The sequence below is a fragment of the Flavobacterium sp. FlaQc-57 genome, assembly GCF_044007395.1.
Classification (GTDB): domain Bacteria; phylum Bacteroidota; class Bacteroidia; order Flavobacteriales; family Flavobacteriaceae; genus Flavobacterium.
In genome coordinates this window covers 1,090,076-1,104,554 of sequence record NZ_JBIPDA010000002.1, presented here as the reverse complement: position 1 = coordinate 1,104,554, position 14,479 = coordinate 1,090,076, and the positions used below count along the sequence as shown (strand labels likewise).

Annotated in this window: 12 protein-coding genes; 4 read left to right on the top strand and 8 right to left on the bottom strand. The window is 32.7% G+C overall.

Annotated features, from left to right (window positions below; all coding sequences use genetic code 11):
* Positions 1 to 8: 8 nt before the first annotated feature.
* Positions 9 to 2,057 (top strand): insulinase family protein, encoded by a 2,049-nt coding sequence (locus ACHRVZ_RS10675; RefSeq protein ID WP_395422386.1) that lies wholly within the window; start codon positions 9 to 11, stop codon positions 2,055 to 2,057.
* Between the two features lie 256 nt (positions 2,058 to 2,313).
* Here ACHRVZ_RS10675 and ACHRVZ_RS10670 read toward each other — a convergent pair whose 3' ends face one another.
* Positions 2,314 to 2,550 (bottom strand): hypothetical protein, encoded by a 237-nt coding sequence (locus ACHRVZ_RS10670; protein WP_395422385.1) that lies wholly within the window; start codon positions 2,548 to 2,550, stop codon positions 2,314 to 2,316.
* A 585-nt stretch (positions 2,551 to 3,135) separates the two neighbouring features.
* Positions 3,136 to 4,002: a DMT family transporter gene (locus ACHRVZ_RS10665; protein ID WP_395422384.1), complete on the bottom strand. Its 867-nt coding sequence runs from the start codon at positions 4,000 to 4,002 to the stop codon at positions 3,136 to 3,138.
* Between the two features lie 101 nt (positions 4,003 to 4,103).
* On the opposite strand from ACHRVZ_RS10665, the gene ACHRVZ_RS10660 reads away from it, so the two are divergent.
* On the top strand, positions 4,104 to 4,481 hold the full coding sequence (locus tag ACHRVZ_RS10660; protein ID WP_395422383.1) for a heavy-metal-associated domain-containing protein: 378 nt from the start codon (positions 4,104 to 4,106) through the stop codon (positions 4,479 to 4,481).
* A 543-nt stretch (positions 4,482 to 5,024) separates the two neighbouring features.
* Here the strand turns inward: ACHRVZ_RS10660 and gldD are convergent.
* From gldD to mutY, 4 genes are read right to left on the bottom strand one after another with little or no spacing between them, the layout of a single operon-like run.
* On the bottom strand, positions 5,025 to 5,585 hold the full coding sequence (gldD, locus tag ACHRVZ_RS10655) for a gliding motility lipoprotein GldD (protein WP_395422382.1): 561 nt from the start codon (positions 5,583 to 5,585) through the stop codon (positions 5,025 to 5,027).
* Between the two features lies 1 nt (position 5,586).
* Positions 5,587 to 6,882 carry a gliding motility-associated protein GldE gene (locus tag ACHRVZ_RS10650; protein ID WP_395422381.1) on the bottom strand — a complete coding sequence of 432 codons (1,296 nt, stop codon included), beginning with the start codon at positions 6,880 to 6,882 and terminating at the stop codon, positions 5,587 to 5,589.
* Between the two features lie 23 nt (positions 6,883 to 6,905).
* The gene (locus tag ACHRVZ_RS10645) at positions 6,906 to 7,346 is read right to left on the bottom strand and encodes a single-stranded DNA-binding protein (RefSeq protein WP_395422379.1); all 441 of its coding nucleotides are present in this window, start codon (positions 7,344 to 7,346) and stop codon (positions 6,906 to 6,908) included.
* Positions 7,347 to 7,383: 37 nt separating this feature from the next.
* Entirely contained in the window at positions 7,384 to 8,430 is a 1,047-nt protein-coding gene (mutY, locus tag ACHRVZ_RS10640) for an A/G-specific adenine glycosylase (RefSeq protein ID WP_395422378.1), read from the bottom strand.
* Between the two features lie 140 nt (positions 8,431 to 8,570).
* Here mutY and ACHRVZ_RS10635 point away from each other — a divergent pair, with 140 nt between their 5' ends.
* A complete protein-coding gene (locus ACHRVZ_RS10635) occupies positions 8,571 to 8,861 on the top strand; it encodes an HU family DNA-binding protein (RefSeq protein ID WP_007805026.1) in 291 nt (96 codons plus the stop codon).
* Between the two features lie 391 nt (positions 8,862 to 9,252).
* Positions 9,253 to 10,797 (top strand): Rne/Rng family ribonuclease, encoded by a 1,545-nt coding sequence (locus tag ACHRVZ_RS10630; protein ID WP_395422376.1) that lies wholly within the window; start codon positions 9,253 to 9,255, stop codon positions 10,795 to 10,797.
* A 442-nt stretch (positions 10,798 to 11,239) separates the two neighbouring features.
* Here the strand turns inward: ACHRVZ_RS10630 and pbpC are convergent, their stop codons facing one another.
* Entirely contained in the window at positions 11,240 to 13,615 is a 2,376-nt protein-coding gene (gene pbpC, locus ACHRVZ_RS10625) for a penicillin-binding protein 1C (RefSeq protein ID WP_395422375.1), read from the bottom strand.
* 146 nt (positions 13,616 to 13,761) lie between these two features.
* On the bottom strand, positions 13,762 to 14,352 hold the full coding sequence (locus tag ACHRVZ_RS10620; protein ID WP_395422373.1) for a transposase: 591 nt from the start codon (positions 14,350 to 14,352) through the stop codon (positions 13,762 to 13,764).
* Between the last annotated feature and the right edge of the window lie 127 nt (positions 14,353 to 14,479).

Below are 14,479 nucleotides of genomic sequence, written 5' to 3'. Positions count from 1 at the left end.
ATCGAATCATGAAAAAAATACATACATTTTTAATCCTTTTATTCCTAACTGGAATTATGCAAGCACAAGATCGTCCACAACCAAAACCAGGCCCTTCGCCAGTAGTCAACATCAAGAAACCGCAAACTTTTGTTTTGGCAAATGGAATGAAGGTTTTGGTGGTAGAAAATCATAAATTACCAAGAGTAAGCTTTAATCTAACCTTAGATAATGCTCCTTTTACCGAAGGAAATAAAAAAGGTGTCGATGAATTAACCAGCAGCTTAATTGGTAACGGAACTAAAAAAACGACCAAAGAAGCCTTTAATGAAGAAATTGACTTTTATGGTGCAAACATTAATTTCTCGTCATCTGGCGCTTACGCAAGCTCACTTTCTAAATATTCAGGACGTGTTCTTGAACTTTTGGCCGAAGGCGCTCTTCAACCCAACTTCACTCAAACTGAATTTGAAAAGGAAAAAGCTAAATTGCTAGAAGGTCTTAAAGCCGATGAAAAAAGTGTTCCAGCAATTGCAAATCGTGTGGTTGATGTTTTAGCTTTTGGAAAAAACCATCCTTCCGGAGAATATCTATCTGAAGAAACTGTAAAAAACGTTACTCTTGCAGATGTTCAGACAAATTACGCAACTTACTTTGTTCCTGAAAATGCTTATTTAGTGATTATTGGAGATGTTAAATTCAAAGAAACAAAAGCAGCTGTAGAAAAACTTTTTAGCGGATGGAAAAAACAAGCTGCTCCAAAAAATACATATCCTAATCCGGAGAATGTTTCTAAACTTCAAATTGATTTTGTAGATGTTCCAAATGCAGTTCAATCTGAAATTTCATTAGTAAACACTGTAAATCTAAAAATGAGCGATCCTGATTTTTTCCCTGCAGTAATTGCAAATCAAATTTTAGGAGGAGATTTTAACAGCTACCTTAATATGAATTTACGCGAGCAACATGCGTGGACGTACGGCGCAAGCTCAAACATTGGAAGCGGAAAATATGTTACTAAATTCAAAGCTTCATCTGCTGTTAGAAACACAGTTACAGATAGCGCTGTAGTTCAATTTATAAAAGAAATCAAAAGAATCAGATCTGAAAAAGTATCTGAAGATGTTTTGAAAAATGTAAAAGCAGGATATATTGGTCGATTTGTAATGCAGGTCGAAAAACCACAAACAGTTGCACGTTACGCTTTAAACATTGAAACAGAAAAACTTCCTGCTGATTTCTACGAAAAATACATTCAAACAATAAACAGTGTTACCGCAGACGATATTTATCGCGTTGCCAACAAATATTTTTTATTGGACAATATGCGAATTGTAATTGCAGGAAAAGGTTCTGATGTTATTTCTGGTTTAGAGAAACTTCAAATTCCAATTTACTATTTTGACAAATACGGAAATCCGATTGAAAAACCAGCTACTAAAAAAGAAGCTCCAGCCGGGGTTACAGCAAAAACTGTTTTTGAAAATTACCTAAAAGCAATTGGCGGAGAAAAAGCCGTATCAAGTGTAAAAACACTTGCAATGACAGGAAGTACTACAATTCCGCAAGCTCCTACTCCATTGACTTTTACTTCTAAATTAGATTCAAAAGGAAAAATGATGGTATCTCTTGCTATGGGAACCATGAATTTAATGAAACAAGTTGTAAACGAAAAAGGCGCTTACATCGAACAACAAGGACAACGTAAAAATCTTGAAGGTGCAGATCTTGCAGATATGAAAGCAAATGCTGCTCCATTTGAAGAGTTACAATTAAGCAAAAGAACCGATCTTAAAATTGATGCAATCGAACCAATTAACGGAAGCGATGCTTATGCAATAAAAGACGGCAAAACAACTTATTACTACGATGTTAAATCCGGCTTAAAAGTAGCTGAGTCTAAAGTTCGTGAGCAAGCAGGAAAATCAGCAACTCAAATAACAAACTTTAATGACTATAAAGAAGTAAAAGGCGTGAAAGTTCCTTTTAATTTAGTTCAGAATGTTGGTTTTGAATTAGACATAAAAATGTCTGACATCAAGATCAATGAAGGAGTTTCTGATGCAGATTTTTTATAGGAAGATTCAAAAGTGCAGAGGTTCAAAGTGACAAAGGTTCTGAGTCGCTAAGCCACTGATATACTAAGATTTTTTCAAGGCTTTGTCAAAGTTTAAACACTTTGACAAAGCTTTTTTTTATGCACAATACTTCCGCTCATTGTTTGTCAGGCAGAGCGAAGTCGAAGCCCCGTTCCAATTGGATCGCTCTTCGAATTTGCTCAGGCTGACATCTGAAAAAACAATAAAGGCTGTCGATTACGACAGCCTTTATTGTTTAACATTCAGAATCTAAATAAGGATTTAAAATTTCTGCTAATTCATTCAGCCAATAAAAGCCATTTTCAAGACTAATTTTCTCAGCTTCAAGAATTTCAGATTCTCGCATTACACTTAAGGCAAGTAAATAATTTACTTTTCGAATTGTTTTTGCCATAAGTTTTGGATCAATTGAATTGTTGAAAAAATCACTTAACTTCAATTCTGTTTCCTTTGAAAGGGTGTTTGTACTCATAATTTTTGCATTTAGGTTTAGGAAATAAGAACCCGCATAACTTAGGTGTCCTACGCTGCAAAAAGAGCGTTGCAGTTGTTTCCAATACCGCCACCATACCACACGGGTAAATTTTTTGAGTTCATTTTTTTTTGCATTTAGGACAGTAAAGATACAAAAAAGAACGAAAATAACTACAAAATATATTCTATTAAATAAATGCGATTAACAAATACATTTTATCTAAAACACTGACAACATTTATTTTATTAACAAATACGAAACAACAAACTTAACGAAAATATTTATAAGAAAATGATTGTCCTAGCCCCGATAGAAGTGGAAATCCTTTTGTGGCGGTCCCGAGGCTTCGGGAGCCACAAAAGATTGAAACGGATAACGGGATTAGCTCCTGAAAAAAACAAAAAAGTTTTAAATATTTCTAAGAACATTGTCAAAGTTTAAAACACAATATATGTCATTTCGACGAAGGAGAAATCACACTAGGAATTCCATAGAGTAAAACTACCGATCTTTGTCGAGTTTTATGTGTGATTTCTCCTTCGTCGAAATGACAACTTTGCGTTAAAACTCAGACTGAGCTCTTTATTTTTTAGCTGATAAATAAACCCCAATTAAAATAATAAAAGCACCGAAAAACTGAATCGGCGTTAGCATTTCATTATCTAATAATCCCCAGAAAAAGGCGACTATCGGAATTAAATAGGTTACCGATGTTGCGAACACAGGTGAGGACATTTGTATTAATTTAAAGAACAAAACATTTGCAATTCCGGTTCCTAAAACACCCAAAATCATTACAAATAAAATAGAATGTTGTGTTGCTTCCAGACTTACTCTTTGAGAAATATCAGTTGTACTTAAAATAATTATTGCAGGTAAAAGAAGAACCGCAAAATTTCCTGTTGTAATACTTAACGAATTCAAATCTGATAAATATTTTTTAATCAAATTGACATTGATCGCATAACAGAGCGTAGCAATCACAACCAAAACAACATAATAATAATTTTGCCCTGGATGTGCCGATGCACCACTTAAAACCAGTAAAAGACAACCTACTAAACCAACAAAAACACCTAAAACTTGTCGTTTTTGAAATTGAATTCCGAAAATAAGAATTCCTAACACTAAAGTATTTAAAGGTGTAAGCGAATTTAAAATAGCCACAATCGAACTATCGACTTGAGTTTCGGCAATTGCAAAAAGATAAGCGGGAGTAAATGTTCCAAAAAATGACGTTATGGCAACAAATTTCCATTGACGACGCGAAATTTTCTTCAAGCTTTTAAAGCCTATTATCAATAAAAATAAAGCTGCAAAAATAATCCTGAATGACCCAACCTGAACAGCTGTTAAACCAACTAAACCTCTTTTTATTAAAATAAAAGAACTTCCCCAGATAAGCGAAAGCACGAGTAAATAAGCCCATTTTAATTGTTTTGCATCCATAAATCATATTTTACTGCAAATTTGTAATAATTTTACGAACTGACCTCTTCCTTTTTATTAATTTTGCAAAGAACACTATTTGTAAATTAAAATCATCTATAATGAAATTCACAAAAATCATAGCTACTGTAACAATAGCAAGTTTAGCATTTGTAAGCTGTAAAAAAGAAGAGGATAAAAACTTAGCGAATATAAAAACTGAAACATCAGCCCCAAAGGAACACAAAGCAATCGCTGCAGAAAATTTACAAACTGCAAGTTTCGAAATCGAAGGAATGACTTGTGCTATGGGATGTGCAAAAACTATCGAAAAAGAATTATCGAATCTTGACGGAGTTGAAAAAGCAACTGTTGATTTTGATAAAAAAACTGCAACTGTAAGTTTTGATAAAACAATCCAAAATCCAGAATCTTTAACGAAAGTTGTTCAAGAAACTGGAGACGGAAAAACATATAAAGTTTCGAATTTTAAGTCTTAATTTGAGATTTAATTTTTAAAAAAGGAATCCAAATTGGATTCCTTTTTTAATTTATATTTGTTTGAAAATGTAAAATTTAAATTTATGCTTAAACGAGTTTTCATTCTTGGAATCATACTAACTCTAATTCAAACTTTGATTTATTTTATTTTTGTAGAATTGCTGAAATTTACAGAAGCAAAATTTGTTTCAGAAAATGAAAGACAAATAACAGATAAAATACTACCTTTTGTTATTCTTATTTTCTTTGAGGTAGTCTTAATTCAAAATGTTTTATCCTCGATGATCAATAAAACATTGTTTAGTTGGATTATGTTTTCGATATCAACTATATTTTTGTTAGCGCCATTTTTCAAGTCATTTTCTATATGGCCTTCAGTTCCGTTTAGCTTGATAACAACTTTACTTTTATTATCATACAATATTGTTGCAAAGCACTATAATAAAAATATTTCCTCTTTATCCCTTCTTTAACATAAACGTATCGTTCACATAAACTACAGAAATTTATAATAAAAAAGGAATCCAAATTGGGTTCCTTTTTTATTTCCATTTCAATGTTTCCATAAGTCTTTGCATATCATTTTTGATATAACTCGCCGCCGGCATAATCGAATCGAAATTTGGCTTTGCATAAAAATATACTGATCCTGTTATAAAATGCTTTGTACTATCTGTAACGTAAAATTGAGAGTTTGTAGCCGCATTTCCGTCAACTTGATAAAACATACCGTAAACCTTTTTTTGCGGGTTTAAATAAGGCTGTTCTAATATATCATCTGCCTTAATAACATGCTCATAAGTTAATTTCTGAGCATCTTTAAGCAACTTATTAATATCACCATTTACAGGTTTATAAGTCAGGTATATCGTCGCTTTCATTTTAGGGTAAGTAATTGCAAATCCGCAATTTTTTTCGCCTTTGATAACAGCGTTTTCATTCATTTCAAAACTAAACGGACAATTATTCTCAAAACTAACATATTTAGCTTCCGGATAATCTAAACGTAAGAACCCGGACGGCTTAGGAACTACATCATCTTTACAACTTAAAACAGTCAATGCCAGTAAAATCGTCGCTATTGAAATTGTTTTTCTTAACATTTTAATCTATTGTTACTTTTATTTGTTTTACACGCTTTTTATCGACTGTTTCTATAGTAAAAACACAGTTTTCAAAAGCTACTTTCTGGTCTTTTTTCGGAAAATTACCTAAAATCTCCAAAATAAAACCTGCCAACGTTTCGGCTTCACCTTTTTTTGATTCAAAAACATCTTCGTCAACATCGATAATTCGATAAAAATCTTTCAAATTAATTTTTCCTTCAAAAAGATAGTTCTTTTCATCAATTTGTGAGAAGTTTAAATTTTCATCATCAAATTCATCACTAATATCTCCAACTATTTCCTCTATAACATCTTCTAAAGAAACCAATCCGGAAGTTCCTCCGTATTCATCAACCACAATAGCTAAATGACTTTTCAGGCTTTGAAAATCCTTCAATAAATTATCCAGCTTTTTATTTTCCGGGACAAAGAATGCTTCTCTAATTAAAGTCGTCCAGTCAAATTCTTCTTTGTCAATATGAGGCAATAAATCTTTAACGAATAAAACTCCTTCTATCTGATCGATATTATCACGGTAAACCGGAATTCTTGAAAACCCTTTTTCTATTATTTTGGGATAGATTCCGGCAAAAGATTCAGATATTTCTAAGGCGAAAATATCGATTCTCGGACTCATAACCTGCTTGGTATCTGTATTTCCAAAAGAAACGATTCCTTCCAGAATTTTTTGTTCTTCACTTGAAGTTCCTTCAGAATCTGTAAGTTCCAGCGCTTGAGAAAGCTGATTTATTGAAAAACTGTTTTTTTGTTTCCCTAATTTATTATGCAAATATAAGGTAACACTACGCATAGGTAAACTTATTGGCGATAGTATTGTATCTAAAAAAGCCATTGGGTATGCAATGCGCTTTGCAAATTTTATATTATTTCGACTGGCGTAAACTTTTGGCAAAACTTCTCCAAATAACAAGATTAAAAAAGTAACGACAATGATCTCGAGAATAAATTTAAGGACCGGAGAACTAATGTTCGCAAAAATATTTTGTCCTATAAATGAAAACAAAATAACGACCCCGATATTGAAAAAATTATTGGCTACTAGCAATGTTGCTAAAAGTTTCTTAGGTTTATCTAAAAGATTAGAAATAATTTTCCCTTTTGAAACATTTTCCTGTAGTGTTTCGTCTATGTCTTTTTGGGATAAAGAAAAAAGTGCAACTTCGGCACCTGAAACAATTGCTGATAAAAACAGCAAAATAAATATTCCGACAAAACCAATTATTAAATTGATGTCTAAAGTTGTAGCAAAAAATAAACTGGGCTCTGGGTCCAAATTAAAAAAGATTAGTTAAACAATCAAAAAGGCAAATCATTAATCGGCAAGCCTTCATTCGTCGCATCAAAGTTAGTATTTTTTACGGATTCTGAATCGCTATTTGGCTTATGATTTCCAGTTTCTTTTTTGGTAGTCAAGAAAGTAAACTCGGTAACCTGAATTTCAGTTGTATATTTTGTAGTGCCATCTTCAGCTTGCCATTGTCTTGATTTTATGCGTCCTTCGATATATATTTTATCGCCTTTAGAAAGGTATTTTTCACAAATTTCGGCAGCTTTATTACGAACAACTAAATTATGCCATTCGGTCGAAGTTATTTTTTCATTAGTAGTTTTATTAATATAAACCTCATTTGTAGCTAACTGAAAACGCCCAATGCAGTTTCCTCCATCAAAATAATGCATTTTTACGTCATCGCCCAAATGGCCAATTAACATCACTTTATTTAATGTTCCGTTCATAATTTAGTAGTGGTATTTATCCCAAAGATACATTTTTTTAGCAATTTATTTCCTGCTTTTCAATAAAATTATAAATCACAATCGGAAAAGGAAAAATTTTCAAGTCATTGAAATTCAAGCCATTCACAATAACTTCTGCAATTCTAACTTTCCAAAACTGAATATGAAGATGTTGGTGCGAAAGTTTATGAATTACAGTAGTTTCATTACACTCTTCTACACTTAGTATAGTATAGGAAGGAAAAACATCATTTTTAACTGCTTTAGAAACAATATCAAAACCAATAATTTCAGTACTTTCAAAAAGAGGGAATTCATATAAATTATGCCAGATACCTTTTGCGGTCCTTTTATGAATTAAAGTATTCCCTAAAACATCTTCCAGAATCAAATAATTAAAGTATCGATTCGTAACTTTTAATTTTTTCGACTTTACAGGCAAAACAGCCACTTTCTTTTTTTGCAGGGCAGCACAACTATCATTAAAGCAACAAATAGAACAATCAGGGCTTTTAGGTACACATTGCAAAGCCCCAAACTCCATAATCGCCTGATTAAAAATTGCAGGACTGTCTTTTGGCATTATTTCGTAGGCCAGTTCTGAAAATTCTTTTTTTGTAGCAGGCAACGAAATATCAGATTCAATATCAAAATAACGCGAAAGAACCCTAAATACATTTCCATCAACAACAGGAACTACTTCATTATAAGAAAAAGAAGCAATTGCTGCCGCGGTATATTCACCAACACCTTTTAATTTTAACAAGTCTTTATAGGTATCAGGAAAAGCACCATTTAGTTCATTTGCGATATATTGAGCTGTTTTATGCAAGTTTCGAGCACGAGAATAGTACCCTAATCCCTGCCAAAGTTTCAAAACCTGCTCTTCCGAGGCGTTTGCTAAATCAAATACCGTAGGAAATTCCTCCGTAAAAGCAAAAAAATATGGCATTCCTTGTGCAACTCGAGTCTGTTGCAACATAATTTCTGAGAGCCAAATATGGTATGGATTGGTCGTTTTTCGCCATGGCAAATCACGTTTGTTTTGTAAATACCATTTTATCAATATGTTAGAAAAATTCATTGCAAAATACTTAGAATACAAAAGTAAATGTTTATGTAATTAAAATTTAACGAATTAGCTTGATTAATTATTTTTTTAATTCCTATATTTGCAAACTCAAAAAAATAGTACACCATTTATAAAATAAAATAGGAAAGAAAATGACGAAAGCAGATATCGTAGCGAAAATTTCAGAGAAACTAGGTCTTGAAAAAGGAGATGTTCAAGCAACAGTAGAAACTTTTATGGAAGAAGTTAAAACTTCATTAGAAACTGGAGACAATGTTTACTTAAGAGGATTTGGAAGTTTTATAGTGAAAACTAGAGCTGAAAAGACTGGAAGAAACATTTCTAAAAACACCACTATCAAAATTCCAGCACACAACATTCCTGCTTTTAAACCTGCAAAAGTTTTTGTAGAAGGAGTAAAAACGAATAACGAAGCAAAATAATACTATTAATTAATCATAAAATCGACACGATATGCCAAGTGGTAAAAAAAGAAAGAGACATAAGGTAGCTACTCACAAACGTAAAAAAAGAGCGAGAGCTAACCGTCACAAAAAGAAAAAGTAGTTTTAAACTACTTTTTTCTTTTTAAACGTTCATTGAAATTGAAAAAAAGACTAAAGAGAGAAAAGAAAAAAGAATTTAGACAAAATCTATTTTCTTTGCTCGATTCTCTACTAATCTTCTTTTCCCCGGGTTCAATACCTGTTAAAAATATTGTTTAATCCATCCTTACAATTCAGTTATGAGTTAAAAGTTATGAGTTATGAGTTGTAAAACTTGAAACTTGAAACCTAAAACCTGAAACTAAAAGTCTGGATAAAAATTTACAGTGTGAATAAAGAATTAATCATTAGATCTAGTTCTGAAGCCGTAGATTTTGCCTTATTAAAAGATGGAAAACTAATTGAATTACACAAAGAAGAAGAGAAAAGCAATTTTCAAGTTGGTGATATTTTTATTGCCAAAATACGAAAACCCGTTGCTGGACTTAATGCTGCTTTTGTAAATGTAGGCTTCGAAAAAGATGCCTTTTTACATTATCACGATTTAGGACCTAACTTAGCTTCCCAACTGAAATTCATAAAACTTGTAAGCGCAGGTAAATTAAAAGATTTCTCCCTAAAAACCTTTCAGTTTGAAAAAGAGATTGACAAAGATGGCATCATTACTGATATTTTAAGTGCCAATCAATCTGTTTTAGTTCAAGTTGTAAAAGAACCTATATCTACCAAAGGTCCAAGAATAAGCGCTGAGCTTTCATTGGCAGGAAGATTTATTGTTCTCGTTCCGTTTTCTGACCGTGTTTCTATTTCTCAAAAAATAGAAGACAAAAAAGAAAAGGATCGTCTAAAAAAACTTGTACTATCTATCAAACCAAAAGGATTTGGTGTTATTGTTCGCACAGTAGCCGAAGGCAAAAACGTAGCCGAATTAGAAAAAGATTTGCAGAACCTGCTTGGCAGATGGACTGCAATGTGTAAAAAATTACCAACTGCTCATCATCCATCAAAAGTATTAGGAGAACTCAACAGAGCTTCTTCAATATTAAGAGATGTATTCAATGATACCTTTAGTGGTATTCAGATAGATGACGAAGAGTTGTACCATCAAACGAAGGAATATCTGCAAGAAATTGCACCTTCAAAACAATCGATTGTTAAGTTTTATCAATCAAATGACACTCCAATTTTTGAGAAATACAATATAGAGAGACAAATCAAAACTTCATTTGGAAGAACGGTTTCTATGAGCAAAGGCGCATATCTTATTATTGAACATACTGAAGCTCTTCACGTTATAGACGTAAACAGTGGAAATCGTTCGAATAAGGCGACTAATCAAGAAGACACTGCCATGGAAGTAAATATGATTGCTGCCGCTGAAATTGCCAGACAACTTCGTTTGCGTGATATGGGCGGAATAATCGTAGTTGATTTTATCGATATGTCGAATCCTGAAAACAGGAAAGTCTTGTTCGACTTCTTGCGAGAAGAAATGAGCGACGATAAAGCAAAGCATAAAATCTTACCACCTAGTAAATTTGGTTTAGTTCAAATTACCAGACAACGCGTAAGACCAGAAGTTAATATTAAAACTAGAGAAGAAGATCCAAACAATGAACATGGCGAAATTGAAGCGCCAATTTTAATCATTGACAGAATCAAATCTGATTTAGACAGACTTTTAAAAACCCACAAGAATGTTGTACTTAATGTACATCCGTTTGTGGCTGCATACCTCAGTCAAGGTTTTCCATCCTTACGTTCAAAATGGTTTTTTGAACATAAGAAATGGGTGAAAATCATACCTCGTGACGCTTACACGTACTTAGAATACCATTTCTATGATAAAAAAGGAAATGTTATTTCAGAATAAAAAATCAAAACCGCCTCTCGAAAGATTGGCGGTTTTTTTTATGGCTTTTTTTTCCACGAATTAATTTTTAAAAATTCGCGACAATAATTTTATTTAGAAGCAATTTCCAGCTATACGCTTGTATCTTTTCCTGACTAAAGAAGCCAGAAAAAGGATACCGCTCCTATCTGGACTAGGCATTCGTTTTCATAAGAAGTTTTTTTGTCATTTCGACCGAAGGGAAAAATCACACTAGGAGATCGACAAAGATTAATTTCTGTTTGCGGAATTCCTTGTGTGATTTCTCCCTTCGGTCGAAATAACAAAACGTTGTGATATATCATTAAATAATATAAAGTGGGCTTCAACTCCGCTCAGCCAGACAAAACATAATTCTTCAATCAAATCTTTGGAATTTGGTCCTGAAGCTTCGGGATTAAAAAATTGGAATTTCTTTCATCATTTATTCCCTCACAATTTCAATTTTCCTCCTAATTTCATTCCCAAAAGCATCCACAACCGTAATAAAATGTGTGCCTGAAGTTGGCGTAATTGGCAATTCATGAAACGTTTTTGTGGTTGCTTTATAAACATCATCAACATACCAAAACAGTTCTTTATCTCTTTCAGAATAGGCAACTTTCAAAATTACCGGTTGAACTTCACTATTAAAATTCTTCGTTAAATAAATCTTGCTATTCGTTTTCGGGTAAATAAAATCCATTGTGGTGGTTTGCGTTCCCTGACAATCCTCTTTAAACGGAGGCAAAGGCAAATACTCAATATGTTGACTTTTGTAATACCAAGCCATAACCGGAGGCAGTACAAACCAACTTTTGGTCACAATATTATCTACACTTTCACAACTACTATTGACCTGAAATCGTTCTGTTTTATCTAAATGTACTCTTTTATGATACGGACAAACCGCCGTAGATTTTCCTTTTTTAGAAACCCATTGTTTTATTTTTGGGCAATCTTCTTTTGCTAAATAACCACTTAAACGACAAACATCAACTTCTTCTAAATCTTTATAAGGTGTTTGAAACCACTTTTGCCTTGGCAATAAATTAAAAACATCAAACAAAATTGGTGCGGCGCTTGTAACTCCGGTTAGAGTTGGCCTTCCTTCTCCGGTTGCATTCCCAACCCAAATACCTACTACATATTTTGAATTTGTTCCAATTGCCCAAGCATCTCTATTTCCAAAACTTGTTCCGGTTTTCCATGCAATTTTCAATGAACTGTCATAAAATTTCCAGGCTTCATCACCTTCCGGCCTGTTAACTTCTTCCATTGCATTATAGGTTAACCAAATTGATCCTGCTCCTACAATGTTCTTCTGATCGGTTTCTGAACCAAAATCAGGCTCAAAATCATTCTTATAATTTAACTCAGTAAACTCTTTAGTTCGATATTTTGCTTGGTTTTTAGTGTAATAATTTACAGTCGAAGACAAATTTGCATAGGTTCTGCACAGGTCCCACAAATTACTTTCGGCACCGCCCAAAATAAGAGACAATCCGTAGTGATCCGGCGTTTTATTAATATCTCTTAATTTGAATTTTTGCAGCTCTTCGTAAAACTTATTTACTCCAAAATCCTGTAACATTAAAACTGCTGGAATATTCAACGATCGTGACAAAGCCCGATGCGCAGGAACAGCGCCGTCAAAAGTTAAATTGAAATTTTGTGGTGTATAACCCGCAATTTGCGTCGGAATATCAGCTACTAAAGTATTTGGCAATATCTCACCATCATCTAACATTCCAGCGTATAAAAGAGGCTTCAGAATACTTCCTGTACTTCTTGGCGCATCAATTATATCAACATCTTTTTGATGATCTTTATCTGTTGGAGCATTACCCACATAACTCAAGACATTTCTGTTTGAAACATCAATTACCAAAATCGCGAGATTATGTACTTCATTCTGTTTGTATTGATTGTAGTAGTATTTTGCAATCTGATTGACTCTATTTTGCAAAGCATAATCAACAGTCGTTTTTACACGTGTTCCTTCTTCACTTTTAGCAACTCGCTGCAATAAATGAGGTGCAATTTGAGGCAAATCATATGGTTTTTGAGGCAATGGTTCCTCAATCGAAAGATCGTAAGTCTGTTTGTCAATTATTCCTTCCTGATGTAATTTCAGCAAAAGTCGGTTTCGTTTATTCAATAATTTTATCTGATTTTTCCCCGGATAAATTAAACTTGGTGCATTAGGTAAAACTGCCAAAGTAGCATTCTCAGCCCAGGATAACTGATTCGATTGTACACCAAAATAACGCCACGAAGCCATTTCAAGTCCAACAACATTTCCACCAAAAGGCGCGTGAGCAGCATACATTTCCAGAATTTCATTTTTAGAATAACCCAACTCTAATCTTGTTGCCAGAACAATTTCTATAATTTTTTCAAAATATGTTCTTCCTTTTCCCTTTCGAGACAATCTAATAACTTGTTGTGTCAGCGTACTACCACCTCTGACGACCTTTCCTGCTTTTCTGTTTTGTTTAAAAGCATTTACCATTGCTCCAGGATTGAATCCCGGATGTTTGTAGAAATATTCGTCTTCAAAATAGACAATACATTTTTTGAATTTATCAGGTACGCTGTCTTGTGCAGGAAATCGCCATTGTCCATCTCTGGCAATTTTCGCCCCAAACAATTCTCCTTCTTTACTCTCAATAACCGTAGAATAAGGCTCCTGAAACAAAGTTCGAGGTAATGAAAAATAATAAATCAGCAAGAGCAGAAATGCAATTGCTGATTTTATTTTATTCTTTTTTACCCAATTTATAATGCGTTGTAGGAACGCTATCAATTTATTTTTCAAAGTAATTGTATCGTTTTTTCATATCCTAACAGGTTTCCAAAACCTGTTAGGTATTTATTTTGATCCCCAATAAAAACTTCCCTTCTATTTAACAATCATACCTAACAGGTTTTGGAAACCTGTTAGGATAAATAACTTCAATATTTTTATTCATCCATTAGATAAATATCATTCATTATTCCTTCATAAACAATTCTTCTTTCATCATGACAAAATTTAAAATTCTTTAATCCTTCAAACAAATTAATGATATAATCTCTATCAATACTTGTTGACTTATCAGATAAAAACGAACGATATGATGAATGTAAATACGTTTCAAAATACTCTGAAAATTTATGTTTAACAGGATTCAAATGCACATAAATAATTAACTGTTTTAAATAATCTTCATTTTCTATTCTGTTCCTCTGTAAATGTTCTTGAAATAAGCTTCCAGTTCTATTATAGGCTTTATTAATACTTTTTGAATAAGAATTGAATAAATTAGAAAATGGTAAATGAATTTTTGCCTTTAAATTTTCAGGTAAGTCTACTTTATCTTTTATTCTAAGAACAATATGAAAATGATTTTTCAGTAAACAGTAAGCGTAAACATCTGCAATTGGCAAAATATATTTCTTCATTTTTTCAAGAAAATATCTATAATTTTTTTCTTCTATAAAAATATTTTCCTTGTTGTTTCCTCTGTTATAAATATGATAATATTGCCCAGCTTCTAAAAAATCCTTCTTCACCTTCAATAAGCTTTTTTAAATTATTACTTTTAATTTTTTATTATCCTAACAGGTTTTAAAAACCTGTTAGGTATCTTTTTAATCTCTACTCAATTTTATTTTTTACCATAAACCTTTCATATAAATA